27 protein-coding genes and 1 tRNA gene are annotated in these 26,101 nt (G+C 64.9%); 20 read left to right on the top strand and 8 right to left on the bottom strand.

Going from position 1 to position 26,101, the window contains the following annotated elements; translation table 11 throughout:
* Positions 1–288: 288 nt before the first annotated feature.
* From NG900_RS03045 to NG900_RS02990, 12 genes are all read left to right on the top strand, one after another.
* Positions 289–1,272 (top strand): KpsF/GutQ family sugar-phosphate isomerase, encoded by a 984-nt coding sequence (locus NG900_RS03045; RefSeq protein ID WP_252676551.1) that lies wholly within the window; start codon positions 289–291, stop codon positions 1,270–1,272.
* A 10-nt stretch (positions 1,273–1,282) separates the two neighbouring features.
* Entirely contained in the window at positions 1,283–1,879 is a 597-nt protein-coding gene (locus tag NG900_RS03040; protein ID WP_252676549.1) for a KdsC family phosphatase, read from the top strand.
* 4 nt (positions 1,880–1,883) lie between these two features.
* Positions 1,884–2,516, top strand: a complete 633-nt coding sequence (gene lptC / locus NG900_RS03035) for an LPS export ABC transporter periplasmic protein LptC (RefSeq protein WP_252676547.1) — start codon at positions 1,884–1,886, stop codon at positions 2,514–2,516.
* Between the two features lie 58 nt (positions 2,517–2,574).
* Complete coding sequence (gene lptA / locus NG900_RS03030; RefSeq protein ID WP_252676546.1) at positions 2,575–3,141, top strand: lipopolysaccharide transport periplasmic protein LptA; 567 nt, start codon at positions 2,575–2,577, stop codon at positions 3,139–3,141.
* A gap of 32 nt (positions 3,142–3,173) precedes the next feature.
* Positions 3,174–3,962, top strand: a complete 789-nt coding sequence (lptB, locus tag NG900_RS03025; RefSeq protein ID WP_252676544.1) for an LPS export ABC transporter ATP-binding protein — start codon at positions 3,174–3,176, stop codon at positions 3,960–3,962.
* Between the two features lie 108 nt (positions 3,963–4,070).
* Positions 4,071–5,570, top strand: a complete 1,500-nt coding sequence (locus NG900_RS03020; RefSeq protein ID WP_252676542.1) for an RNA polymerase factor sigma-54 — start codon at positions 4,071–4,073, stop codon at positions 5,568–5,570.
* A gap of 50 nt (positions 5,571–5,620) precedes the next feature.
* The gene (gene hpf / locus NG900_RS03015; protein ID WP_252676540.1) at positions 5,621–5,974 is read left to right on the top strand and encodes a ribosome hibernation-promoting factor, HPF/YfiA family; all 354 of its coding nucleotides are present in this window, start codon (positions 5,621–5,623) and stop codon (positions 5,972–5,974) included.
* 347 nt (positions 5,975–6,321) lie between these two features.
* Complete coding sequence (ptsN, locus tag NG900_RS03010; protein ID WP_252676911.1) at positions 6,322–6,777, top strand: PTS IIA-like nitrogen regulatory protein PtsN; 456 nt, start codon at positions 6,322–6,324, stop codon at positions 6,775–6,777.
* Between the two features lie 82 nt (positions 6,778–6,859).
* Positions 6,860–7,834, top strand: coding sequence for an HPr(Ser) kinase/phosphatase (gene hprK, locus NG900_RS03005; protein WP_021196399.1), 975 nt, complete (start codon positions 6,860–6,862; stop codon positions 7,832–7,834).
* Positions 7,835–8,021: 187 nt separating this feature from the next.
* The gene (locus NG900_RS03000) at positions 8,022–8,366 is read left to right on the top strand and encodes a PsiF family protein (protein WP_252676538.1); all 345 of its coding nucleotides are present in this window, start codon (positions 8,022–8,024) and stop codon (positions 8,364–8,366) included.
* 93 nt (positions 8,367–8,459) lie between these two features.
* Entirely contained in the window at positions 8,460–9,353 is an 894-nt protein-coding gene (gene rapZ / locus NG900_RS02995) for an RNase adapter RapZ (RefSeq protein WP_252676536.1), read from the top strand.
* Positions 9,354–9,454: 101 nt separating this feature from the next.
* Positions 9,455–10,108 carry an LON peptidase substrate-binding domain-containing protein gene (locus tag NG900_RS02990; protein ID WP_252676534.1) on the top strand — a complete coding sequence of 218 codons (654 nt, stop codon included), beginning with the start codon at positions 9,455–9,457 and terminating at the stop codon, positions 10,106–10,108.
* Positions 10,109–10,130: 22 nt separating this feature from the next.
* Here NG900_RS02990 and mutY read toward each other — a convergent pair whose 3' ends face one another.
* From mutY to mutM, 3 genes are all read right to left on the bottom strand, one after another.
* Positions 10,131–11,279: an A/G-specific adenine glycosylase gene (gene mutY / locus NG900_RS02985; protein ID WP_252676532.1), complete on the bottom strand. Its 1,149-nt coding sequence runs from the start codon at positions 11,277–11,279 to the stop codon at positions 10,131–10,133.
* A 103-nt stretch (positions 11,280–11,382) separates the two neighbouring features.
* On the bottom strand, positions 11,383–13,326 hold the full coding sequence (locus NG900_RS02980; RefSeq protein WP_252676530.1) for a dynamin-like GTPase family protein: 1,944 nt from the start codon (positions 13,324–13,326) through the stop codon (positions 11,383–11,385).
* Between the two features lie 279 nt (positions 13,327–13,605).
* Positions 13,606–14,469: a bifunctional DNA-formamidopyrimidine glycosylase/DNA-(apurinic or apyrimidinic site) lyase gene (mutM, locus tag NG900_RS02975; protein ID WP_252676528.1), complete on the bottom strand. Its 864-nt coding sequence runs from the start codon at positions 14,467–14,469 to the stop codon at positions 13,606–13,608.
* Between the two features lie 100 nt (positions 14,470–14,569).
* On the opposite strand from mutM, the gene NG900_RS02970 reads away from it, so the two are divergent.
* The 8 genes from NG900_RS02970 to NG900_RS02935 all read left to right on the top strand — a co-directional run bounded on the left by NG900_RS02970 (position 14,570) and on the right by NG900_RS02935 (position 21,433).
* Complete coding sequence (locus NG900_RS02970) at positions 14,570–16,507, top strand: tetratricopeptide repeat protein (protein WP_252676526.1); 1,938 nt, start codon at positions 14,570–14,572, stop codon at positions 16,505–16,507.
* 5 nt (positions 16,508–16,512) lie between these two features.
* Complete coding sequence (lolB, locus tag NG900_RS02965) at positions 16,513–17,142, top strand: lipoprotein insertase outer membrane protein LolB (RefSeq protein WP_420804114.1); 630 nt, start codon at positions 16,513–16,515, stop codon at positions 17,140–17,142.
* Between the two features lie 15 nt (positions 17,143–17,157).
* Positions 17,158–18,027, top strand: coding sequence for a 4-(cytidine 5'-diphospho)-2-C-methyl-D-erythritol kinase (gene ispE, locus NG900_RS02960; protein ID WP_252676522.1), 870 nt, complete (start codon positions 17,158–17,160; stop codon positions 18,025–18,027).
* Between the two features lie 50 nt (positions 18,028–18,077).
* Positions 18,078–18,154 (top strand) — tRNA-Gln (locus NG900_RS02955).
* A gap of 82 nt (positions 18,155–18,236) precedes the next feature.
* Positions 18,237–19,187 carry a ribose-phosphate pyrophosphokinase gene (locus NG900_RS02950; RefSeq protein WP_252676520.1) on the top strand — a complete coding sequence of 317 codons (951 nt, stop codon included), beginning with the start codon at positions 18,237–18,239 and terminating at the stop codon, positions 19,185–19,187.
* Between the two features lie 164 nt (positions 19,188–19,351).
* Complete coding sequence (locus tag NG900_RS02945) at positions 19,352–19,978, top strand: 50S ribosomal protein L25/general stress protein Ctc (RefSeq protein WP_252676518.1); 627 nt, start codon at positions 19,352–19,354, stop codon at positions 19,976–19,978.
* Positions 19,979–20,161: 183 nt separating this feature from the next.
* On the top strand, positions 20,162–20,764 hold the full coding sequence (pth, locus tag NG900_RS02940; RefSeq protein ID WP_252676510.1) for an aminoacyl-tRNA hydrolase: 603 nt from the start codon (positions 20,162–20,164) through the stop codon (positions 20,762–20,764).
* Between the two features lie 24 nt (positions 20,765–20,788).
* Complete coding sequence (locus NG900_RS02935; RefSeq protein ID WP_252676509.1) at positions 20,789–21,433, top strand: DUF4124 domain-containing protein; 645 nt, start codon at positions 20,789–20,791, stop codon at positions 21,431–21,433.
* Positions 21,434–21,489: 56 nt separating this feature from the next.
* Here the strand turns inward: NG900_RS02935 and NG900_RS02930 are convergent, their stop codons facing one another.
* From NG900_RS02930 to NG900_RS02910, 5 genes are all read right to left on the bottom strand, one after another.
* The gene (locus NG900_RS02930; protein ID WP_252676506.1) at positions 21,490–21,750 is read right to left on the bottom strand and encodes a YfhL family 4Fe-4S dicluster ferredoxin; all 261 of its coding nucleotides are present in this window, start codon (positions 21,748–21,750) and stop codon (positions 21,490–21,492) included.
* A gap of 50 nt (positions 21,751–21,800) precedes the next feature.
* Positions 21,801–22,304, bottom strand: coding sequence for a pantetheine-phosphate adenylyltransferase (coaD, locus tag NG900_RS02925; protein ID WP_252676504.1), 504 nt, complete (start codon positions 22,302–22,304; stop codon positions 21,801–21,803).
* Positions 22,305–22,518: 214 nt separating this feature from the next.
* Positions 22,519–23,175 (bottom strand): 16S rRNA (guanine(966)-N(2))-methyltransferase RsmD, encoded by a 657-nt coding sequence (gene rsmD, locus NG900_RS02920; RefSeq protein WP_252676502.1) that lies wholly within the window; start codon positions 23,173–23,175, stop codon positions 22,519–22,521.
* A 73-nt stretch (positions 23,176–23,248) separates the two neighbouring features.
* Positions 23,249–24,601 carry a M16 family metallopeptidase gene (locus NG900_RS02915; RefSeq protein ID WP_252676500.1) on the bottom strand — a complete coding sequence of 451 codons (1,353 nt, stop codon included), beginning with the start codon at positions 24,599–24,601 and terminating at the stop codon, positions 23,249–23,251.
* Positions 24,601–26,097, bottom strand: a complete 1,497-nt coding sequence (locus NG900_RS02910) for a M16 family metallopeptidase (RefSeq protein WP_252676498.1) — start codon at positions 26,095–26,097, stop codon at positions 24,601–24,603. The genes NG900_RS02915 and NG900_RS02910 overlap by 1 nt, the downstream gene beginning before the upstream one ends.
* Positions 26,098–26,101: the final 4 nt, after the last annotated feature.

The following is a 26,101-nucleotide window of genomic DNA, read 5'->3' as shown; positions in this document are numbered from 1 at the left end:
CCGCGCACCAAGGCGGTGCATGCGACAAACATGCCGCACGCAGCACGCGGCGCACTGCAAGACCGATGCCAGGGTATATACGAAGAGCGTGACACGCGAGACGCCGCAGAGCAAAAAATGACGGCGTGGCGACGGGAAGAAAAGGGGTTGGAAAGCCGAATGCCGCGGCGCAGCAAACGAAGCGCCCGTACGCTCCGCAAACTCCCCCGCAGCCCGGCCCCTGATGCATGCGAAACCGCGCTGCAAGCGGCCGGGGGCCAGTGTCAATCGTTGTTATACTTCGCCGCCATGATAGCGAATTTCAATCCGGATCGAGCGCTGGCGCTGGCCCAGCAGACCTTCGACATCGAAGCGCAAGCCGTGCTCGGCCTCAAATCCCAGGTGTCCGCCGACTTTGCGCGCGCGGTCGAGATGGTGCTCGGCTGCACCGGCCGGGTGGTCGTGTCCGGCATGGGCAAATCGGGCCATGTGGCGCGCAAGATCGCGGCCACGCTGGCCTCGACCGGCACCCCGGCCTTCTTCGTGCACCCGGCTGAAGCGAGCCATGGCGATCTCGGCATGGTCACGCGCGACGACGTCTTCATCGGCTTTTCCAATTCCGGCGAGGTTTCCGAGCTGAACGCCATCCTGCCGCTCGTCAAGCGGCTGGGCGCCAAGCTGATCGCCGTGACGGGCAACCCGGAGTCCTCGCTCGGCAAACATGCGGATGTGGTGCTCAACTCGCACGTCGACGTGGAAGCCTGCCCGCTGAACCTCGCCCCTACCGCCAGCACCACTGCGCAGATCGCGCTGGGCGATGCGCTGGCCGTGGCCGTGCTCGACGCGCGCGGCTTCGGCGCAGACGATTTCGCGCGCTCGCATCCGGGCGGCTCGCTCGGCCGCAAGCTGCTGACGCACGTGCGCGACGTCATGCGCGCCGGCGAGGCCATCCCGCGCGTCAACGAAGACACGCCGCTGTCGCAGGCGCTGATGGAAATCACCCGCAAGGGCATGGCGATGACGGCCGTGGTCGATGCCGACGGCCGCGCCGTGGGCGTCTTCACCGACGGTGACCTGCGCCGCCTGCTCGAAACCCCGCGCGACTGGCGCGCCGTACCGATCCACGAGGTCATGCACCGCAACCCGCGCTCGATCGGCCCCGACCAGCTCGCCGTGGAAGCCGTCGAAGTGATGGAAACGCATCGCATCAACCAACTCCTGGTGGTTGATGCCGCCGGCCTGCTGGTGGGCGCGCTGCACATTCACGACCTGACGCGCGCCAAGGTCATCTGACAAACCGCTGATGACGCACCCAGCCCCGTCCTCCACCGACACCGTCCACAGCAACATCGACGCACGCTTTCCGCAGGCGATGGAGCGCGCGGCCCGCGTGCGCCTGATGGTGTTCGACGTGGACGGCGTGCTCACCGACGGCCGCCTGCTGGTCGGACCCGAGGGTGAGATCAGCAAGGCCTTCGACACGCTGGACGGCCACGGCATCAAGCTGCTCGCGCAGGCCGGCATCCCCTCGGCCATCATCACCGGGCGGCAATCCGAAATCGTCGCCTGGCGCGCCGGGGAACTCGGCATCGAACATCTGTACCAAGGGGTGGCCGACAAGCGCGAGGCGTTTGCCCATCTGCTGGCCGCCACCGAACTGCAGGCCGCCGACGCCGGCTACATGGGCGACGACTGGCCCGACCTGCCGGTGATGACGATGGTCGGCTTTGCCGCCTGCCCCGCCCAGGCTCACGCCGAACTGCGCAGCCGCGCCCACTACGTCGCCCAGGCGACGGGCGGACGCGGCGCCGTGCGCGAAGTGGCCGACCTGATCCTGAAGGCGCAAGGCGCCTACGATGCCCTGCTCGTGCAAGTGCTGCAGGCCTCGCAAACTTTCTGACCACATGGCCAGCGAACGCTCCGAACGCCTAGTCTCCACCGTGATGCAGTTGATGCTGCGCGGGCTGCCGATCCTGCTGATGGCGATCGTCTGCGGCGTCACCTTCCTGCTCGTGCAGGTCAACACGCCGCAAGCTGACGAAACCGCCAACCAGCCCAAGCGCCACGTCGCCGACTACACCATGGACGGTGTCTCGGCCACCGCGCTGGATGAGACCGGCACGACCAAATACCGCTTCACCGGCGTCCACATGAACCACTATGAGGACGATCTGACCTACGACGTCACGTACCCGGCGCTGCGCGTGTATGCGCCCGACCGCCCGCAGGTCACGGCCCGCGCAGACCTGGGCAAGATGAACGGCGATGGCACCATCATCGATCTGTACAACAACGCCAAGGTCATCCGCGCGCAAGGGCCCGACGCCCGCCAGGACCCGCTGATGACCGCCGACTCGACCTATTTCCAGGTGCTGCTCAACGACGACGTCGTGCGCACCGACAAGCCGGTCGAGCTGCACCGCGGCCCGTCGATCATGAACGCCAACGGGCTCACCTTCAATAACGTGACGCGCCAAGTACAATTGCTGGGCAATGTGCGCGGCCGAATCGAAGGGCTGGGGGCGCCGAAGCAGTAGACTTCACCCCCGCAGCTGAAAACGCCCATCGACCGCGCTCTTCTCTGACTTGACCTCCATGACCCACTCCCTCCGCGCCGCCGGCCTTGCCATCGCCGTTGCCCTGCTGCTCCCGGCCCTGACCGCGCATGCCGAGCGCGCCGACCGCGACAAGCCGCTCGTGCTCGAAGCCGACAACGCCAGCTACGACGATCTGAAGCAGGTCTACCACCTGACCGGCAACGTGGTCCTGACCAAGGGCACCATGGTGCTGCGCTCCGACGAGGCCGATCTGCGCACCGACCCGGAGGGCTACAACTACGCCATCGCCACGTCCAAGCCCGGCAACCTGGCCTTCATCCGCCAGAAGCGCGACAACGTCGACGAATATATCCAAGGCTGGGCCGAGCGCATCGAATACGACGGCAAGCAGGAGATTTCGAAGCTGATCAGCCGCGCACGCATGGAACGCCTGCAGGGCGCCACCCAGCTCGACGAGATCCGCGGCGCGGTCATCACGTACGACGGCCAGAAGGAGTTCTACACGGCCTCCGGCGGCGCAGAGAACACCACCGCCGCCAACCCGTCGGGCCGCGTGCGCGCCGTGCTAGCACCGCGCACGAGCACCCCTGCCGCCAAACCCTGATCCGCACGCACGCCAGTCTTTCTGTTTCGCTTATGTCCACCACCACCCTCGCCCCCAAAACCGCTGCGCCGCAGGCCACGACCTCCAGCACGCTGGTCGTCCGCCATCTGAAGAAGCGCTACGGCACGCGCACGGTGGTCAAAGACGTATCGCTCGACGTGAAGAGCGGCGAAGTGGTCGGCCTGCTCGGCCCCAACGGCGCGGGCAAGACGACCTCGTTCTACATGATCGTCGGCCTGGTGGCGCTGGACGCCGGCGACATCGTGCTCGACGGCGAGCACATCAGTCGCCTGCCGATCCACCAGCGCGCGCGCATGGGGTTGTCGTACCTGCCGCAGGAAGCCTCGGTGTTCCGAAAGCTCAACGTCCAGGAGAACATCCGCGCGGTGCTGGAACTGCAGGAGCAGGACGGCAAGAAGCTGTCGCAAGACGAGGTCAACCGCCGCCTGGACGCCCTCCTCGACGACCTGCAGATTGCCCACCTGCGCGACAACCCGGCACTGTCGCTCTCGGGCGGCGAGCGCCGCCGCGTGGAGATCGCCCGCGCGCTGGCTTCGTCGCCGCGCTTCATCCTGCTCGACGAACCGTTTGCGGGCGTGGACCCGATCGCCGTGGGCGAAATCCAGCGTATCGTCAGTTTCCTCAAGGAACGCAACATCGGCGTGCTGATCACCGATCACAACGTGCGCGAAACGCTGGGCATCTGCGATCACGCCTACATCATCAGCGAAGGCACCGTGCTGGCAGCCGGCAGCCCCGCGCAGATCATCGAAAACGAGGATGTGCGCAAGGTGTATCTGGGCGACAACTTCCGGATGTAATCCGCGTTGCACACCTACGTCGTTAGGACGTGCGAAGGGGCGTGGTAAGGGCGCACCTTAAAGCAAATTCCGTTCCATCGGCTGACTGTTGGGCATAGAATAGCCCGCATGAAACAGTCGCTCCAGCTCCGTCTCTCTCAACATCTCGCGCTTACACCGCAGCTGCAGCAATCGATCCGGTTGCTGCAGCTGTCGACCATCGAATTGCAGCAGGAAGTCGAGCAGGCCCTGACCGAGAACCCACTGCTGGAGCGGGAAAACGAATGGCTCGACACGTCTGCCCGCATCGGCGCGGACGGCTCCGTCAACGCGCTGCAAAGCAACAGCGCAACGCCCCTGCCGACGGAATCGCCGCCGCCCGCCCCCAACGGCGCGGACAGCAACGACACGCCCGACAACAGTTACGAGAACGGCGCCGATTTCGACAGCGACTACGGCTCCGACCGCTCCGACTGGAGTCTCGACGACTTCGCCCGCAAGCCGCAATCTGATGAGGACGACCGCGCTCCGCTGCAACTGCGTGAAGCCGAACAAAGCCTGCGCGAATTCCTCATGGAACAGCTCGCGCCGCTCAAGCTGTCGATGCGCGACAAGGGCCTCGTCATCTTCCTGATCGAATCGCTCGACGACGAAGGCTATCTCTCGGCCACGCTCGACGAGATCCTCGCCGACCTGCCCGCCGAACTCGAAGTCGAACTCGACGAATTGCAAGCCGCGCTGCGCATGCTGCAGAGCTTCGATCCGCCGGGCATCGGTGCGCGCTCGGCCGCCGAATGCCTGTCGCTGCAATTGCATCGGCTCGATTCGCCCGCGAAGGCGCTGGCACTGACCATCGTCAATCAGCATCTCGAATTGCTGGCCGCGCGCGACTACACGCGCCTGAAGAAGGCACTGTGCGTCGACGAGCCGGCACTCAAGGCCGCGCATGAACTGATTCGCTCGCTGGCACCGTTCCCCGGCCATGCGTTTGGTCGGGCGGAAGCGGACTTCGTGGTGCCTGACGTGGTCGTGCGCAAGACCAGCGCGGGCTGGACGGCGCAACTGAACCCCGACGTCATGCCGCGCCTGCGCATCAACGACATGTACGCGCAGATTCTGCGCAGCAGTCGCGGCGAAGCGGGTGCCGCCAATCTGCAGCAAAAGCTGCAGGAAGCGCGCTGGCTGATCAAGAACATCCAGCAGCGCTTCGACACGATCCTGCGAGTCTCGCAAGCCATTGTCGAGCGTCAAAAGAGCTTTTTCACGCACGGCGAAATCGCCATGCGCCCCTTGGTTTTGCGGGAAATAGCCGATACACTGGGTCTACACGAGTCCACGATCTCCCGTGTGACGACCAACAAGTACATGGCAACCCCGATGGGGACGTTTGAGCTGAAGTACTTCTTCGGCAGCCATGTATCGACGGAAACCGGCGGGGCCGCGTCATCCACCGCGATACGCGCGCTCATCAAGCAACTTGTAGGAGCCGAAGACCCGAAGAATCCTCTGTCCGATAGCAGAATTGCCGAGCTGTTAGGCGAACAAGGATTCGTGGTGGCCCGTCGGACGGTGGCCAAATACCGCGAAGCCCTCAAGATCCCTGCAGTGAATCTGCGTAAGTCTTTATAGCCGCATCGCGGGCAGTTCCGATGCGGCCCATCTTGAGAAGGAGAACCGCTATGAACTTCAAACTCAGTGGACACCACCTGGACATCACGCCCCCGTTGCGTGAGTACGTGGAAACGAAACTGGAGCGTGTGATCAGGCACTTCGATCAGGTGATTGGCGTCAGCGTGTTGCTATCGGTCGATAACCACAAGGAGAAGGATCGTCGCCAGTACGCGGAAATCAACCTGCACCTCAAGGGTAAGGACGTCTTCGTTGAATCACACCATGAAGATCTTTATGCGGCGATCGACCTGCTAGTCGACAAGCTGGACAGGCAAGTGATCAAGTACAAGGACCGTGTGCAAGGGCACGACCGTGACAGCATGAAGCACCAAGCCTTCCAGGCCGTGCAGATGCAGCAATAGGAAGGCTGCACCGCAAAAACCGCGCCCCGAGTTGGCGCGGTTTTTTTATGCCGTGGTGCATTCCCGACGAATCCGATTGCAACCGATTTAAGTCGGGCTAAAATCTGACGAAAGTATGAATGCTTGGCGTGGCGTGGCTTTTGGCGCGATGCTGGCAAAAACAGGGTCGATGCCGGGCGCGCTTTGCCGGCAACGGCCGATCGCAGCCTTGGGGGATTCGCCTCTCTGTCCTGCGCGGCACGCCGCTGGTGCGCCGCACAATGCCGCGCGACACGTGGTCTATAATGACCCTATTGTCCGCGCGCCATCTTGGTGCAGAAGGACGCCGCTCATTTCACGCATTGCACATGAATCGCTTGGCCAAACTGCTGCCGCCCGGGAACATTGCCCTCGACGTCAGCGTAACCAGCAAAAAGCGGGTATTTGAACAGGCCGGGCTGCTGTTCGAGAACAATCACGGTGTGGCGCGCGCTGTCGTGACCGACAACCTGTTCGCGCGCGAGTCGCTTGGCTCCACGGGCCTGGGCGCCGGCGTAGCCATCCCGCACGGCCGCATCAAAGGGCTCAAGCAACCGCTGGCGGCGTTCATGCGCCTGTCCGAAGCGGTGCCGTTCGAGTCGCCCGACGGCAAGCCGGTCTCGCTGCTGATCTTCCTGCTGGTGCCGGAACAGGCCACTCAGCAGCATCTGGAAATCCTGTCTGAAATCGCCCAGCTGCTGTCCGACCGTGACATGCGCGAAGGCCTCGCCACCCTGCCGTCGCCCGAGGCGATTCACCAGCTACTGACCGACTGGCGGCCCTGATCGCAGTGCAATCGGTGCGCAGGCCTGGCCAGCAACCGATTGCGAATGCGTTGAGCCCCAATCGGCGCCACTGTGCCCTGCTATGGAACTGACCGGCGTCACCGCCCAATCGATCTTCGACGACAACGCAGCGGACCTGAAGCTGTCGTGGGTCGCCGGCCTGGAGGGCGCGGACCGCGCGTTCGACGTGGATTTCGCCAAGGAAGCGACGTCCGCGGCTGACCTGGTCGGGCACTTGAACCTCATCCACCCGAACCGCATCCAGGTGCTCGGCAAGCCCGAGATCACGTACTACCAGCGTCTGTCGGAAGAAAACCGCAAGCGCCAGATGGGCGAGCTGATCCTGCTCGAGCCGCCCTTCCTGGTGGTGGCCGATGGCGTGGACCCGCCTCCGGACCTGGAACTGCGCTGCACGCGTTCGTCCACGCCGCTGTTCACCTCGCCGATTTCGTCGGCTGCCGTCATTGACCACCTGCGGCTGTACCTGTCGCGCATCTCTGCGCCACGTGTGACGATGCACGGGGTGTTTCTCGACATCCTGGGCATGGGCGTGCTGATCATGGGCGACTCGGGCCTGGGCAAGAGCGAACTGGGCCTGGAACTGATCTCGCGCGGCCACGGCCTGGTTGCCGACGATGCGGTCGATTTCGTGCGCCTGGGGCCGGACTTCATTGAAGGCCGCTGCCCGCCGCTGCTGCAGAACCTGCTGGAAGTGCGCGGCCTGGGCCTGCTCGACATCAAGACGATCTTCGGTGAGACGGCGGTGCGCCGGAAGATGAAGATCAAGCTGATCGTCCAGCTCGTGCGCCGCAACGACGGCGAGTTCGAGCGCCTGCCGCTCGATTCGCAGTACCTCGATGTGCTGGGCCTGCCGATCCATATGGTGAAGATCCAGGTGGCGGCCGGCCGCAACTTGGCCGTGCTGGTTGAGGCCGCCGTGCGCAACACCATCCTGCGCCTGCGCGGCATCGACACGCTGCGCGATTTCATGGACCGCCAGCGCGCCGCCATGCAAGCCGAAGCGGCCTCGCATTCGCCTCAGGGCCGTCTGCTTTAACAAAGCCGCCACAAAATTTCGCAATCGGACGGGTTTTACCCTAGTTTTCGTTGCGAAACGTCAACCCGACATGCGCCCTCTCCGTTGTGGGAGGGAATGCGCCGAGCACGCACGCGGCGGCGTTCATCGCGAGCGCGGCGGCATACTTCTGCCCGCTCTTCTGACGGTACCCAAGGAGAACACGACGATGAAACAACTGATTGCCGCTTGCGCCCTGGCGCTCCCGTTCCTGGCCGGCCAGGCGTTCGCCCAAGCCAGCGCACCGGCAGCCATGCCAGCTGCCCCCGCCGCTGCACCGGCAGCCAAGAATTCGCAGCAAGACAAGATGGCCGCCTGCTCCAAGGCCAACAAAGGCAAGAAAGGCGCCGAGTACAAGAAGGCCCAGAGCGACTGCCTGTCGGGCAAGACCGATGCCGCGCCGGCCGCCGCACCGATGACCCAGCAGGAAAAGATGGCCGCCTGCTCCAAGGCCAACAAGGGCAAGAAGGGCGCCGAGTACAAGAAGGCCCAGAGCGACTGCCTCAAGAACTGAGCTTCCGCTTAGCGCACCACCCGAAAGGCGACCCGAGCGGTCGCCTTTTTGTAGGGTCGCTGGTTTGCCACAGAGGAATGCTATCCTCGCGGGATGCGGATCATTCTCATCACTGGCATGTCGGGTTCAGGGAAATCGGTCGCCCTGAACGTGCTCGAAGACGCAGGCTACTACTGCGTCGACAACCTGCCTGCGCAGTTCATCCCCGAACTGGCGCGCTATCTGGCGGATCAGGGGTACACGCATCTGGGCGTGGCCACCGATATCCGCAGCCGCGAGTCGCTGCGCAAGGTGCCCGAGACGATCACCGTCCTGCGCAAGGAACACGACGTGCGCATGCTGTTCCTGACCGCCAGCACGAACGCCCTAGTGCAGCGCTATTCCGAGACGCGCCGGCGCCATCCGCTGTCGATCCGCAACGGCCGCCCCGATGCCACCGCCAACGTTCAAGCCGCCGCCCAGGGCCTCGACACCTCGCTCGTCGAGGCCATCGAGATGGAGCGCGAACTGCTCAGCCCGCTGGCCGACCCCGCGCACCGCATCGACACGAGCACGCTGCGCACCAACGCCCTGCGCGCCTACATCAAGGAATTCATCAGCGACGAGCCGCACGACATCACGTTGATGTTCGAATCTTTCGGCTTCAAGCACGGTGTGCCCACGGATGCCGACCTCGTCTTCGACGTGCGCTCGCTGCCCAACCCGTACTACGACACGCAACTGCGCCCGCTCACCGGCCGCGACCAGCCCGTCATCGACTTCCTGCAAAGCCAGCCCATGGTGCTGGCGATGGCCGAAGACATCCGCGCCTACGTCGAAAAGTGGCTGCCGAGTTTCATTGCCGACAACCGCAGCTACCTGACCGTGGCAATCGGCTGTACGGGTGGTCAGCATCGCTCCGTGTACATCGCCGAACGGCTTGCCACGTACTTCCGCGCGCATGGTAATGTGTTAGTCCGCCACCGCGAATTGGCCGTAGACGGCTGAACCGGGCGCCGGACACAACCGACGCGCCGGACAACTCTGCTTGGATACGGCTTGCGCGGCGCCACGCGAAAGTCTTGCCGCCGCCTGCCCAAAGCCCGTCCATGCAAGAAGACATCGCTCTCTCGCCGTTCTCGCCGCTGCCGCCGCTGCCGACCGAGCTGCCGCTGTTTCCCCTGCACACGGTGCTGTTTCCCGGCGGCCTGCTCCCCCTGCGCATTTTTGAAGCCCGCTACATGGACATGGTACGCACCTGCCTGCGCGACCAGACGCCGTTTGGCGTATGTCTGATCGAGCGCGGCAACGAAGTCGCCACCACGGACAGCACCACCGTGCCGGTGGATGTCGGCTGCATCGCGCACATCACCGAATGCGACATGGAGCAGCTTGGCCTGCTGATGATCAAGGTGCGCGGCACGCAGCGCTTCAAGGTGCTGTCGTTCGAGAGCGCGCCCAACGGCCTGATGCGCGGCACGGTGGAGCCCATCGGTGCCGACGTGCAAGACTGCAAGGGCGAGCTCTTCGACGACTGCGTAAGTGCCCTGCGCCGCATCATCACCACGCTTGGCACGCGCGAAGACGGCAACCTGCTGATCGCGGAACCTTACGAGTGGACGAGCCCGAGCTGGGTCGCGAACCGGCTGTGTGAACTGCTGCCGGTGCCGCTCAAGGCCAAGCAAAAACTCATGGAACTGATGGACGCGGGCATGCGCATCGAGATCGTCCACCGTTACATGAAGCAGCATCACATCCTGTGATGCAGTGTCGACGGAGCTGGCGTTAAATCAGGCTCGGCTGCACCAGCGTCTCCAGCGCCAATTTCACCGGCGCGGGCAATCCCACTGAATTGAGCTGCGCGAGCGGTATCCAGCGCCAGTCGTCATCAAGCGCGGCAGGCGCGGTGATCTCTGCGCGCAGCAGATGCATATGCAGGCGGAAATGCGTGAAGGTGTGCGTGAGCGCCCCGGCCATGTCCACGGTCGAAACGGCGCCATAGGCCTGCGCGGCACGGCGCACGGTCGCCGCATCCAGCGGATGCGCGTCGAGGGCGTCGTCCATCTCGCCCACCAGCGGCAGCGACCACAACCCGCCCCAGATGCCGCGTTGCGGACGCCGTTGCAGCAGCACCGCGTCGCCATGCAGCGCGATGATGAGCGTGGCTGCGCGCTCGGGCGTCGCCTTGCGCGGGCGGGGCACCGGCAACTGCATCACGCGCTCTGAACTGCGCGCCTCGCACAGCGATTCCAGCGGGCAAGCACGCTCGCCCGTCAGGCATGCGGGCTTGCCACGCGTACAGACGGTGGCGCCAAGGTCCATCAAGCCCTGTGTGTACGGCTGGATACCCTCGGCCGGCGGCAACACGGCTTCGGCGATGCGCCACATGGCGTCTTCCACCCGCTTGTCGCCGGGAAAGCCGTCAATACCGAATGCGCGTGCAAACACACGCTTGACGTTGCCGTCGAGGATCGCCGCCCGCACGCCATACGAAAACGCGGCGATGGCCGCAGCGGTCGAGCGGCCGATGCCGGGCAGCGAGGCCAACACTTCCGGATCACGCGGGAAGATACCGCCATGCTCGGCCACGACAATCTGTGCGCAGCGATGCAAGTTGCGCGCACGCGTGTAGTAGCCGAGGCCGGCCCATGCGGCCATCACGTCGTCAGCCGGTGCGGCAGCCAGGGCCTGCACGGTCGGGAAACGCTCGATGAAGCGCGCGTAGTAACCGAGCACCGCACTCACCTGCGTCTGCTGCAGCATGATCTCGGAGAGCCACGTGCGGTACGCGTCGCCCGTGTTCTGCCACGGCAGGTGGTGACGGCCGTGACGCTGCTGCCATGCGATCACGCGCACGGCGAAATCGTCGGGAAGCACAGGTAATGCAGGAGCAGGCGTTGCGGCGCGGCGCGTGCGGCGTAGGGTGGCGGTCATGCGTGTGATGAAGAAGCGGCGCACGGAAGATGCGCGCCGGCGGCGATCCTACCAGAACGAAAAAAGCGCCCCCAGGCGCCTTTTTCACGAACATGCGGGCGTGTCAGGCCGCGTACGACTCCCGCTCCAGGATCGTCCCCGCCGCGAGGATGCGGTCGGTGTACTGGGCGATCGTGCCGCTTCGCTCATCCAACGTATTGAGCAGCGCTTCGAGCTCGGTAATGCGCGCTTCCAGCGTATCGGTGGCTTCGTGGATGCGTTCGATCGAGTCGACACGCTTGCGCAGTTGCTTCTGGTGATCGCGCACCTGCGCTTCGAGCGGCGTCATGACCGACTTCAGCCAGATCTCGATATCGCGGTTCATGTCCTGGAAGGTATCCAGCACGCGGCTGGCCACCGTCGAGAACGCACCGTGCACGAGCTGCGGCTTCGGGCGGGTCAGGAAGCTGAACGCGCCAAAATGGTTGTGCGCGAGCAGCAGCGTCTCTTTCAGATCGGCGTCGTAGCGCGTGCCCAGGAAGCGCAGCGGCGGCGACAGCGTGAAACCGTGCTCTGTGTTGAACTTCTTGTACATGCCGTCGACCATCTGGTGCAGCTGGTCGATGCGGCCGGCGGCGTCGCGCACCAGACCCGTCAGATGGGCGAAGAGCTTGTCCATGTCGTCGCGCAGGCCGCGCGAGAACACGCGCTCCTTCATCTTCTCGCGCGCTTCGCGCATGGTCGAGCGGATCTGCTTGAGCTGCACGCTCTTGATGATCTCCGCGCTGTGGCGGCCGAACACCGTGCGCAGCGCCTGGAACTTGGCAATGCTCTGCTCGAACTCGTCCTTCTCGCCCTGCACGCGCATCAGCATGTGCTTGACCATCGTGTGGTTCTTGCCGCGCAGGCCGCGCAGCTCGAACAACTGCTCGACGATGTCGCGGCGGCGCATCTGCAGCAGTTGCTGCGCGCCGGCGGCCATGTCCTTCACTGCCAGCTGCACCTGCTCGGTGACGATTTCACGGCGCTGCGGAATCAGCTGATCCGACAGCACCGACTCCAGTTCCAGCAGGCGGCTCTTGGCCAGCAGTTCACGGTCGTGGCTGACCTTGGCCAGCAGCCCCTTCTGGGCCGACACCGGATACACGCGCTCGACATCGATATCGAGCACCTGCGCGGTGGTCATGATCTGGCGGCTGACTTCGTTCTCGATTTCCTGCTCGGTCTTGAGTGGATCCCACAGGCCATCAACCTTGTTGAGCACGGCGATGCAGCCCTTGCGCTGGCCGCCCCCCACGTGCGAGCGCCACAGTTCCAGGTCGCTCTTGGTCACACCGGCATCGGCGGCCAGCACGAACACGACGACGTGCGCATCCGGAATCAAGCGCAGCGTCAGTTCCGGCTCGGTACCGATGGCGTTCAGGCCCGGCGTATCCAGGATCACCAACCCCTGCTGGAGCATGGGGTGCGGGAAATTGATGATCGCGTGACGCCACTTCGACACTTCGACCGTGCCGGCGGCGTCCACCGAGAAGGAGGCGTCCGGATCGGCGTCGTTGTACAGGCCGAGCTGCTCCGCCTCTTCCTTCGGCACACGCACGGTTTCCACCACGTGGCGGAATGCATCGAGCATGCCCTCGGGCGACGACGGGTCGAGCGGCACCGAAAGCCAATGGCTGCCGGCATCGCGGAAGTCGGCGGTCGACGCATCGTGCAGACGCGTCTCGATCGGCAGCAGGCGGATCGACGGCGGGTAGCTTTCGTCGTACATCAGCTCGGTCGGACACATCGTGGTCCGGCCCGCCGACGACGGCAGGATGCGGCGGCCAAAGTCCGCAAAGAAGATGGCGTTGATCAGCTCACTCTTGCCGCGAGAGAACTCGGCAATGAAGGCGACCTTGAGCTTGTCGCTGCGCAGGACACCGCGGATGCGCTGCGCGCGCATGTCGGCCTGGGCGTCGTACAGTTCCTGGGCTTGCAGCCAGTCCTGGAACTCGCCCACCGACTGCAATACCGAAGCGCGCCAGGCGCTGTACTGCTCGAACTGTGTGCTCAGCGTGTTGTTCATCGTTCTGTCTTTTGTGTGCGCGACCCGACCACGCGTCCCAAAAAACGCGCGCGCGCCCCTCGGCATCGCCATTACCGCCCATTACGGCACAGAAATGCACAAATTTAGGTGGAACGATACAGCGAACCGCTAGCTTCCGGGAGAACTTTCCGCCGGTGGCCCCAGCCCAGGCAGCCAAGTGTTGCGGGATGCCATCGGCAGTCCCATACCCCCCTTCGAAACCCTTGCGAAATGGCGCCTGAATGGCTCCAGCGCGCGGTTTCAGATGGCCCCGGCCGTTCAGCGCTGGCAGGTCGGGCAGTAGAACGTGGAGCGCTGACCCTGGACGATCTGGCGGATCGGTGTGCTGCACACGCGGCATGGCAGACCGGCGCGGTCGTACACGAACGCCTCGAGCTGGAAGTAGCCGCTCTGCCCGTCCGAGCCGACAAAGTCGCGCAGGGTACTTCCGCCCCGGGAAATGGCGTCGGCCAACGTGGCGCGAATCGCCTCGGCCAGCGCGGCATAGCGCTGCCGGCTGATGCGGCCGGCAGCGGTGGTCGGCCGGATGCCGGCACGAAACAGGCTCTCCGAGCAATAGATATTGCCCACGCCCACCACGATGTCGCCCGCCAGCAGCGCCGACTTGATGGCAACGCGGCGCCCGCGCGTGCGGGTGTACATCCAGTCGCCGTCAAAACGCGTGTCGAACGGTTCGATACCCAGATTGCGCAACAGCGGGTGCTCCGCCAGCCCAGCTTCATCGCCCGGATGCCAGAGCACAGCGCCAAAACGGCGCGGATCGCGGTAGCGAAGTGTGATCGGCACGCCGGTTGTGGCGGCCAGTTCGATGTCGACGTGATCGTGTGGGCCGGGCAGCACGGGCGTCTCCAGCACGCGCAAAGTGCCCGTCATGCCGAGGTGGATCAGCAGCCAGCCGCCAACCGCATCGGGATGATTGGCCTCGGGCATGCATTCGACGAGCAGGTACTTGCCCCGGCGCAGCAGGCGCGTGACGGTCAGGCCGGCGAGCAACTCGGGCAGCGCCGGATCGATCGGCCAGCGCAGCCCGTGGTGGCGCACCACGGCGCGCACGATACGTCGCCCCGTCAGATGCGGAAGCAAACCAAGGCGGGTGACTTCGACCTCCGGCAACTCAGGCATCGAACCTCCATCCCATGTGCTGCTCCAATCTTTTTGACGATGCGGGCGATTGTAGCGGTCAGGCTACAATGCCTCGAACCCCTTCCGGAGCTTCAAAACCATGCCTCACGCCCTCTCCCGTTCGCCTGCGACGCAGCGCCCGCGGCGATTCCCGCGCAGCCGAGCGGCCCTGTTGGCCGCGCTGGTGGCAGGAGGGCTGGCCAGTCTGCCGGCGTGGGCGGCGCACTCGGCGGCGGCAGGCACGCTGCTCGCCCAGGCCGCGCAAGAGGGCGGCACCGGAGGCCGCGCAGCCATCCAGATCGAGCGCTCGCGCCCGCGCGCCGGGCTGCTGAATTCGGAGCGCAAAGATTTGCCGTCGGTGCCGCTCTCGGCAGACATCATGTATCGCGTGCTGGCCTCGGAAGTGTCGCTGCAGCGCGGACTCGTCGAGCCGGCCTATCGCACCTACCTCAGCCTCGCGCAGGACACGCGCGACCCGCGCTTCGCCCAGCGCGCCACCGAGATCGCCTTCCTGACGCGCTCGCCCACGCAAGCGCTGACCGCCTCGCGCCTGTGGGTGGAGCTGTCGCCGACTTCCATGCCGGCGCGTCAGGTGCAGCAGCTCTTGCTGGTGGCCACCGGCCAGTGGTCGGAAGTCGAACCGATGCTGCAGGCGCAGTTGAACAAGGTGTCGCCCGGTCAGCGTGCCGATGCCCTGCTGCAATTGCAGCAACAGATGTCCAAGAGCAACGACCCCGAAGGTGCCGTGACCGCGCTGCAGCACATCGCCGCGCACGACATGCAGCGCCCTGAAACGCACCTCGCCCTGGCGCGCGCCAAGGTCGCCGCCAAGGATCTGCCCGGCGCGCTGTCGGAACTGGACACCGCGCTCAAGCTGCGTCCCGGCTATGAAGATGCCGCCATCCTCGCCGCCGAGCTGCGCGCCGACGGTGACCCCGATGCCGCCATCGCCGGCCTGCGCACGTTCCTGAAAGCCGCGCCGGCGTCCATCGATGGCCACCTGGCGCTCGCCCGCATGTACCTCGTGCGCAATCAGCAGGACAAGGCACGGGCCGAATTCGAAACGCTCAAGAAGATCGCGCCCAAGGATGCGCGCATCACGCTCGCGCTGGGCCTGCTGAACCTGCAGCAGCGCCAGTACGACGACGCCGAGCGCTACCTGAAGGAATACGTAGCGGCCACCGCCAAGTCGCCCACACTGAGCCCCGAGCCCGGCTACCAGGGCCTCGCGCAGTTGGCCGAGGAAAAGCACGACTACGCAGGCGCACTGGGCTGGGTCGACAAGATCACCGGTTCCGCCAACGGCGACGCCGATGGCCAGACCGCGCTCGCCGCCGGCATCAAGCGCGGCCAGTTGCTCGGCAAGCTGCGCCGCATCGACGAGGCGCAACAGACCTTCGACGAACTCGTCGCCGATTCCGAAGACATCCCCGACGGCCCGCGCCGCCAGGCCCTGATGGATGGCATCCGGCAGGCCGAGATCGGCATGCTGATGGACGCCAAGGCCTATGGCCGCGCCCGCGCCCGCGTCAACGAGTTGCTGAAGAACGACCCGGACAACGTCGAGTACACGTATCAGCTGTCCATGCTCGAAGAGCACGACGGCCACTACGACAACATGGAAACGCTGCTGCGCAAGGTGATCGACCTGCGTCCCGGCCAGGCCATCGGCTACAACGCACTCGGCTACTCGCTGGCCGATCGCAACGTGCGCCTGCAGGAAGCGCAGGAGTTGCTGGAGAAGGCCGTGTCGCTGGCGCCGGATGATCCGTACATCGCCGACAGCCTCGGCTGGGTCAAATACCGTCGCGGCGATCTGCCCGCTGCCACCGACATCCTGCGCAAGGCATGGTCCACTGCCCCGCAAGCCGAGATCGGCGCCCACCTGGGCGAAGTGCTGTGGCAATCGGGCAAGCAGGACGATGCCCGCCAGATCTGGACCGAAGCCGCCAAGCTCGACGTGAACGACGCCACCCTGCGCGACACGCTGCGCCGCTTCGGCCAGCCGATTCCCAACGCGCCCGTGAGCGCAAACTGATGGCAATGCCGTTCTTTCGTGCGGGTTCGCGCGCGCTCAGTGTGCTAATGCTGGGCGCCGGTTGCGCGCTGTTCACCGGCTGCGCGAGCTTGCGGCCGGCCAACGACCTCTTCGCCGGCACGCAAGACGCCGATGCCACCGTCACGCGCTATCAAGGTCGTTTCTCGGCCCGCTACACGCAAGGCAACGCCGAGCAAAGCGCCGTCGGCAGCTTCCTCTGGCGCGAGCGCGGACCCGACGTGCAACTCGAACTGATGTCGCCGCTGGGGCAGACGCTGGCCATCGTCAGTCAAAGCAACCGGGGCGCCACGCTCGAACTACCGAACCAGCCACCGCGGCGCGCGCCCGAAGTCGACACGCTGATGCAGGACGCGCTCGGCTTCTCGCTGCCGGTGTCAGGCCTGCGCGACTGGCTGCGCGCCCGCCCCGCGCAAGGCACACCGGCCCGCGTAGCACGCGACGCGCAATCACGCCCCGAAACCATCGAGCAGAACGGCTGGACCGTGCGCTACGTCGCCTGGAGCGATGACAGCAACAACGGTGACGCCGCCAAGGCACGCATCCGCCGGCTCGACCTCGACCGCCAGCACGGCGCCAACGGCCCGCTTTCTGTGCGGCTCGTGCTCGACCAGTAACACCATCGCTTCGTGATGTCTTCCTCGCCCGTCGAGCTGCGCGACTGCCCCGCGCCCGCCAAGCTCAATCTCTTTCTGCACGTGGTCGGCCGCCGGCCCGACGGCTACCACCTGCTGCAAACGGTCTTCCAGTTGATCGACTGGAGCGACACGCTGCACTTCGCGCGCCGCACCGACGGCCGCCTCGTGCGCACCACCGACATCCCCGGTGTGCCGGCGGACGACGATCTCGCCATTCGTGCCGCGCGCCTGCTGCAAGCCGAGACAGGCTGCACCTACGGCGCCGACATCGCCATCGAGAAACGCCTGCCGATGGGCGGCGGCATCGGCGGCGGCTCGTCCGACGCGGCCACCACGCTGCTCGCGCTCAACCGCCTGTGGGGCCTCGACCTGCCCCGCACGACGTTGATGGCGCTCGGCCTCAAACTCGGCGCCGACGTACCCTTCTTCGTGTTCGGCCAGAACGCCTTCGCCGAGGGCATCGGCGAAGAACTCACCCCCGTCACGCTGCCCCCGGCCGCGTTCGTGGTGATCCATCCACGCGTGCATGTACCCACCCCCGCAATTTTTTCCGATGAAGGGTTGACACGTGATACGCCGCGCACCATAATTACGGACTTTCCTGACCAACAAATTGTTTTCGCTTACGGTCGCAACGATCTGCAAGCGGTGGCGGAAAGGAAATACGGCGAAATCGCCCGAGCTCTTGTGTGGCTGCGTCAATTCAGTTCACTGGCAAGAATGACCGGATCCGGCGCCTGCGTGTTTGCTCCGTTCGACAACGTCGAGCATGCGCAAGCGGTAGCGGATCAGGTGCCTTCCGAATGGGAAGGTCGGTGTGCGGCAGGTCTGGCGCATCACCCGCTCGCAAGATTTGCTGTGTAAGGTTTGCAGTTATTGCTTCTGCAATGGAAGCAGTAACCGATCGGTTGTGTAGGGGCGTCGCCAAGCTGGTTAAGGCACCGGATTTTGATTCCGGCATGCGTAGGTTCGAATCCTTCCGCCCCTGCCATTTTCTTCCTTATGTTCCCAGCAATAGCCCGGTTGGTGCTTCACCAGCCGGCGCGTCTGAAGTCGAAAAAACAGGTGCCCCGATGAGCAGCGAAGGCTTGATGGTTTTTACCGGCAACGCCAACCCGAAACTCGCCGAAGCTGTCGTCAAGCACCTAGGCATCCCGCTCGGCAAGGCCCTCGTCGGCCGATTCTCCGATGGTGAAGTTCAGGTCGAGATCCAGGAAAACGTGCGCGGCAAGCACGTGATCATCCTGCAATCCACCTGCGCCCCGACCAACGACAACCTGATGGAACTGATGGTGATGGTCGATGCGCTCAAGCGCGCGTCTGCCCGCCGCATCACGGCGGCCATCCCCTACTTCGGCTATGCCCGCCAGGATCGCCGCCCGCGTTCGGCGCGTGTGGCTATCACGGCCAAGGTCGTGGCCAACATGCTGGAAGTCGCCGGCGTCGAGCGCGTGCTGACGATGGACCTCCACGCTGACCAGATTCAGGGCTTCTTCGACATTCCGGTCGACAACATCTACGCGTCGCCGGTGCTGCTCGAAGACCTGCGCAAGAAGAACTACAGCGACCTGCTGGTCGTGTCGCCGGACGTCGGCGGCGTGGTGCGTGCCCGTGCGCTCGCCAAACAGCTCAACACCGACCTCGCCATCATCGACAAGCGCCGTCCCAAGGCCAACGTGGCCGAGGTGATGAACATCATCGGTGAAGTCGACGGCCGCAACTGCGTGATCATGGACGATATGATCGACACCGGCGGCACGCTGTGCAAGGCCGCCCAGGTGCTCAAAGAGCGCGGTGCCAAGCAAGTGTTCTCGTACTGCACGCACCCGGTGCTGTCGGGTGGCGCGGCCGCCCGCATTGCCGACTCGGCGCTGGATGAAGTGGTTGTGACCGACACCATCCCGCTGCGCGACGACGCTGCCAAATGCAGCAAGATCCGTCAGCTCTCGACCGCCCCGCTGCTGGCCGAGACCTTCACCCGCATCGTGCGTGGTGATTCGATCATGTCGCTGTTTGCTGAATAATTCAGCACGCAGTTCGGCAGTTCGTCGACTTACTGTTATAATTCAAGGCTTTACTGCAGAAAACGTCGACTAAACGGCATTTCTGCGGTGTCTGCGGGGCGCAATATGGCGCCCCGTTCACCGGACGGCTTGGTCGCGAGTCGTCTTTTTCGTTTGGAGCAATCATGAAAGTCGTCGCTTTCGAGCGTAGCGTTCAGGGCACTGGTGCGAGCCGCCGCCTGCGCAACGCCGGTAAGACCCCAGGCATCATCTACGGCGGTGAAGCCGATCCGAAGATGATCGAACTCGATCACAACGCGCTGTACCACGCGCTGAAGAAGGAAGCCTTCCACTCGTCGATCCTCGACATCGAAGTGGCCGGCAAGGTGGAAAAGGCGCTGCTGCGCGACTTCCAACTGCACCCGTTCAAGCAACTGGTTCTGCACGTCGACTTCCAACGCGTGTCGGCCAAGGAAAAGATCCACGTCAAGGTGCCGCTGCACTTCCTGAACCAGGAAACCGCACCGGGCGTGAAGCTGGGCCACGGCATCGTGAACCACATCCTGAACGACGTTGAAGTGTCGTGCCTGCCGGCCGACCTGCCGGAGTTCATCGAAGTGGACCTGGGCGCGCTGGAAATCGGCCAGACCCTGCACATCGCCGACCTGAAGCTGCCGAAGGGCGTGACCATCCTCACCCACGGTGGCGATGAGAACCCGGCCGTCGCCAACATCACCGTGCCGGCTGGCGAAGTGTCCGCCGCTGCCGCTGAAGGCGCCGCTGCTGAAGGCGAAGACAAGCCGGCTGCCTAAGTTGTTAAACTGAGCTGCCGCACCTCGCGCTCCGGCGCGAGTCAAAAAAGCCCGCTGAGCCTGTCTCGCCGGGCTTTTTTTCTGCCCGCGCGGCCCGAGCCTACCTGCCTCCAGGCTGCCGGAAAGCAGCTATGCTTCTACGATCACGGGGCGCTTCCTGCACCTCAACCTGATACGAATCGCATGATCAAACTCATCGTCGGGCTCGGCAATCCGGGCGCCGAATATGCAGCGACGCGGCACAACGCCGGCTTCTGGCTGGTCGACCAGCTCGCGCGCATTGGCAACGTGACGCTGCGCAACGAGACGCGCTTTCACGGCTATGCCGCGCGTGCCAACCTGTGGGGCCATGAAGTGTGGCTGCTGCAGCCGCAGACCTTCATGAACCGCTCCGGCCTGGCCACCGTAGCGCTGGCGCGCTTCTATAAGGTGATGCCGGACGAAATCCTGGTCGTCCATGACGAACTGGACCTGCCGCCTGGTGCAGTCAAGCTCAAGCTCGGCGGCGGCTCGGGCGGCCACAACGGCCTGAAGGACATAGCTGCGCATCTAACCACCCAGCAGTTCTGGCGCCTGCGGCTGGGCATCGGCCATCCGCGCAATCTGCTGCCGCCGGGCACAGCCCCATCCGGCCAGCACGACGTCGCCAACTTCGTGTTGAAGGCGCCGCGTAGGGAAGAGCAAGACCTCATCGACCGCGCCATCGACCAGAGCCTCGATGCGTTGCCCGAGCTGATCGCCGGCAACGCTGAGAAGGCCATGATGCGCCTGCACACCGCACGCTGATTCGCCAACACCCGGGACACCGCCATGACGCCGCTCGCCAGATTCACTTCACGCGCCGCTGCGCTGGCAGTTCTGGTGCTCGGGCTTGCCGGCGGCCTGTCGGCATACGCAGAGGTGTACCGGTGCACGGAAGGCGGGCAGACGGTGTATTCGGATCATCCGTGCGGCTCGCGCTCCGTGGCCGTGCCGCTGATCGACAACACCCCAACCGCCGCCGATCAGAAAGCCGCCCGCGAACGCGCCAGCGCAGAAGCCGCCCAGGTGCGCGAGATGGAAACTACGCGGCGCAAGACCCAGGCTGCAGAAGACGCGCGCCAGGCCCAGATCACCGCGCAGGCCGCCGAACAGGCGCGTCGCGAGCAGCAGCGAAAGGTGGTGGTTGCGCAGGAAGGCGTTCGCTACTGTCACCGCGTCTACGTGGGGCCAACGCCCTACCCGCAGCCTTATCCGACACCGATGCCGGGGATCCACCCGCCCACTACCATGCCGACGCCCCCTGCCGGTGCACTGCGTCAGCCCGGCAATGGCCCCAAGCCGTTCGCGCAAGCTCCTGCGGCACCCACACCGATCGCGCCGCGCCCACCGCGTCCGCATTACCCGCACTACCGCATCGTCTGCGAGCCGGGCTATGCGTATGAAGGCCCGGAAGATCTGCTGCCGATCCAGTAAGCCGTTCGGCAGGCACCAATGAAAAGAGACGGCCTGGGCCGTCTCTTCTTGTATGCTCACGCCGCGCCTGGGGCCGAAGTGAGTTGGATGTATTTCTGCATCAATTGATCGTGCGTTTCCTCGTGGGCGGGGTCCTTGGGGATGCAATCCACCGGGCAGACCTGCTGGCACTGAGGCTCGTCAAAGTGGCCGACGCATTCGGTACATTTGCCCGGGTCGATCACATAGATCTCCGTACCCATCGAAATGGCGTTGTTCGGGCACTCAGGCTCGCATACGTCGCAATTGATGCACTCATCGGTGATGATGAGCGCCATGATGCCTTCCTTGAAATGACCGGCGAGCCCGTGCCCGCCAAAGCATCATTTTATTCCGATTTGCCAGACCCTTCCGCCTTGCCGGTCTTTTCCTGGAGCCACTTCTCGACCGACGGGAACACGAACTTGCTGACATCGCCACCCAGCACGGCGATCTCGCGCACGAACGTGCCCGAGATGAACTGGTACTGGTCCGACGGCGTGAGGAACATGGTTTCCACGTCGGGCAGCAGATAGCGGTTCATGCCGGCCATCTGGAATTCGTATTCGAAGTCCGACACGGCCCGCAGGCCCCGCACGATCACGCGCGCGCCGTTCTTGCGCACAAAATCCTTCAGCAGGCCGGAAAACCCTTCGACCCGCACGTTCGGATAATGGCCGAGCACTTCCCGGGCGATCTCGATGCGCTCTTCCAGCGCGAAGAACGGCCGCTTGTTCGGGCTCTGTGCCACCCCGACGATCAGTTCGTCGAAGATGTTGGACGCACGCCGCACGAGGTCTTCGTGGCCGCGCGTGAACGGATCAAAAGTGCCGGGATAAACCGCGATCACCATGGTTCCTCCACCAAGGGGAAAAGCGCATCCGTCAGCGTGGCGTGGGACATGGCCGCGCCTGTACTGCGTTCGGATACCGTTGCGTTATCGAGCGCGGCAGATCCCGAGCCTGCCGCCTGCACGCTTCCGAGACTGGCCGGGCAAGCCCCAGAACCGGAACGCGCCCGATGCAGGTGCCGCCCGGTGCCCATGCACCGGTTGCGAGCGGCGTAGTTTAACCGTTTTTGCGGAGCAGCAAATGGGCGTGCACCGCACCGGCGCGCAGATGTCGGTGCAGCACCAAATCGGTGGGCAGCGCGATACCCGCGGCCACGTCATCTCCATGCGAATCAGCGCTCACATCAAGGAGCGGCTGCGCGGCTTCAAGGTAGATCACGCCGCCCGGTTTGACCACGCGCGTGGCGGCTTCCAATGCGCGCAACGTCCAGTCCTGCGCAAACGGCGGGTCGATGAACACCGCATCGAGCGCCGCGTCAGGCTGTCGGGCCAGCCAGGCAAAGGCGTCGCCCGAGACGATGTGGACCATGCTGGCGCCCAGCTTGTCGCGCACAGCCTGCAACGCGCGCACGGCGGGGGCGTGGTTCTCGATGAGCGTCACCTGGGTAGCGCCGCGTGAGGCGGCTTCAAAACCGAGCGCACCGGTGCCGGCAAAGAGGTCCGCGCAGCGCCAGCCCGTCAGATCCTGCCCGAGCCAGTTGAAGACGGTTTCGCGAACGCGGTCGCTGGTGGGGCGCAGGCCATCGGCGTCGACCACCGGCAGCGGCGTGCGCTTGTATTGCCCGCCGATGATGCGCACCTGCTGTGGCGCGCGTGCGTGCGAGGTCGCGGTCTTGGCCTTGGGGCCTTTGGAGCTGGGGGTACGAGGTGCCATGCGCGCGATTGTAAGTGGCCCAAACAAAAACCGGCGGGAATGCCGCCGGTTTTTTCGGATGAAGGCGCCTACGTCAGTTCGCGGCTTGCTTCTCCGGACCACCCACCACGATCGTCGCCATGGTCTGCGGCTGCAGCACGCGCTGGAACGCCGCGCGCACCTGGTCGCGCGTCACGGCCGCGATGCGCTGCGTCCACGTATCCAAATAATCCAGCGGCAGGTTGTACCAGCCGATGTTGGCGACGTTGTCCAGCAGCTTGCGGTTGCTGTCCAGCCGCAGCGGGAAACCGTTGACGAGATTGTCCTTGGCCGCCTTCAATTCCACGTCGGTAGGCCCCTCGGCGACAAACTTGGCAACGGTGTCACGCACCACGGTCAGCGCAGCCTCGGTCTGGTCCTTGCGCGTCTGCAATGCCAGCTCGAACGGGCCGGGCTGCGCTGCCGGCGCGAAGTAGCTGCCAATGCTGTAGGTAAGGCCGCGCTTCTCGCGCACCTCGTTGGTCAGGCGTGCGCTGAAGCCGCCACCACCCAGCACGTAGTTGCCGACCAGCAGCGCAAAGTAATCCTTATCGCTGCGGGTGATACCGGGCTGGCCGATGATGATGCTGGCCTGCTGCGCCGGATGCGGAATGCGGATTGTCTGGGCCTTCGCCAGCGGCATCTTCACGTCGGGCAATGGCGGAGGCGTTGCGCCGTCGGCGGGCAGGCCGCGCGTGATCTGCTCAGCGATCGTCTCGGCTTCCTGGCGGCTGATCGCGCCAATGAGCGTCACCACCGCGCGCTTGGCCGTGTAGTTGGCCTGGTAGTAGCGCACGATGTCATCGCGCGTGATGCTCTCCACCGTTTCGGGCGACGCCGTCTGGCCATACGGATGCGTGCCGTAGATGGCCTGGCCGAACGCGCGCTCGGCCAGCACACCCGGCTTGGTCAGCGATTCACGGATGGCCGCCACCAGGCGCTGCTTGTCGCGCGCGAGCACGGCATCGGGAAAGGTCGGCGCCGAGACAATCTGCGTCATCAGCGCGATGGCCGGGCCGCGTTCGGTCGGGTCCGAGAGCGTGCGCAGGCGCAGGCTGGTGCGATCACCGCCGGCGCCACCGCCAAAGCTCGCGCCCACATCGGCAAACGCATCAGCAATCGCTGCTTCATCACGCGCCGGAGCATTGCCCTGCGCTGCGACGCCCTTGTCGAGCATGCCAGCCGTGAGCGATGCCAGGCCCACCTTGGCCGCCGGCTCATAACGGGAGCCCGCATCCACGTCGAGGTTGATGTCGAGCATCGGGATCGACGGGCTCGGAACGAAGTACACGCGCGCGCCGGTCGGGGCCGTCCAGTGTTCAATGGGCAGCGCGGCCAGCGCGCTCTGCGTCGCCGCTGCAACGATGGCGACCAGCGCCGTCTTCAGAGTGATAGACATGGCGCGCATCAACGCAGCCCTCCTTCATCGCGCATGCCGGGAACAGGCTTGCGCGCCGGTTTGTTGGGGTCGATCGGTTGCGGCAGCAGCGTGGCCACGACGAGGTTGTCTTCGCTGAAATACGTCTGTGCAACGTGCTGGATCTGCGCCGACGTGACGGCCTTGATCTTCTCGAGCTGGCGGTCGAGCGTGCGCCACGACAGGCCGGTCATCTCGTTCATGCCGATCTCCATGCCCTGACCGAACACCGAGTCGCGCTTGTAGATCTGCCCGGCCACGACCTGCGCCTTGACGCGCTTCAACTCCGCATCGGTCACGCCCTCCTTGGCGATGCGCTCGATCTGCGCGCGCAGCGCCTGTTCGATCTCGGCGGTGGTGTGGCCGTCAGCGGGCGTGCCGTCCATCAGGAAGATCGACGGACCGCGGTTCAGGCCGTCGTAGCCGGCGTTGACGTCATCCGCAATGCGCTTCTCGCCCTTGACGAGCAGGTTCGGCAAGCGGGCATTGTCATAACCATCGAGCACCGCGGACAGGACTTCGAGCGCGTACGGATCGACATCCTTCTCCACGTCCTTGAGCGGCGGTGCCTTGTAGGCCAGCACGACATAGGGGTTCTCGGCCGGCGCCTTCACCCAGATGCGCTTCACGCCGATCTGCTTGGGCTCTTCCTGCGCATAGCGGCGCGGCAGTGCGTGCGGCTTGAGCTTGCCGTAGGTGCGCTGCGCGAGGCGGAACACCTCGTCCGGCTTCACATCGCCCGCCACAATCACGGTGACGTTGTTGGGCGTGTACCAGGCGTGGTACCAGTTTTGCGCGTCCTGCACCGTCATCGTGTCCAGATCCCCCGGCCAGCCGATAGTCGGGTTGCGATACGGCGCGGCGTTGAACAGCGTGGCAAGCATCTGCTCGTAGACGGTCGAACGGGCGGAGTCGTCGATGCGCATGCGGCGCTCTTCCTTCACCACGTTCATCTCCGGCTTGAACTCCTTGTCGGTGAGCTGGAGATTGGCCATGCGATCGGCTTCAAGGCCCATCACATCGGCCAGATGCGACTTCTCGATCTGCTGGAAGTACATCGTGAAATCGCGCGTGGTCATGGCGTTCTCACGGCCGCCCAGGGCCGCCACGCGGCGCGAGAACTCGCCCGGGCCGACCGCCTTGGTGCCCTTGAACATCATGTGCTCGAGCATATGGGCGACACCGGTGGTGCCGTTGTGCTCGTCGATACTGCCAGCGCGGTACCAGACCATGTGGGCCACGGTGGGCGCGCGGTGGTCTTCCTTGACGATCAGGCGCAGGCCGTTGGGGAGTTTGTATTCGTGCGTGTCGGACTGGCTGGCGCCCACCTTGGCCTCGGCTGCGGTAGCGCCTGCACGTGCCGGCGCAGAAGCCAGCTCCTGTGCACCAAGGGGGCCGGCCAGCAGTGCCGCCGCCAGGGCCGTCGCAGCCAATTGCCAGGTGCCCAGCCGGGCCCGGTTTGAAACGATTCGCATGGAAGAGCGCATAGGG

Origin of the sequence: Ralstonia soli (assembly GCF_023955655.1) — a bacterium.
In the GTDB taxonomy this organism is placed as follows: domain Bacteria; phylum Pseudomonadota; class Gammaproteobacteria; order Burkholderiales; family Burkholderiaceae; genus Ralstonia; species Ralstonia soli.
This window is presented reverse-complemented; position numbering and strand designations above follow the sequence as displayed.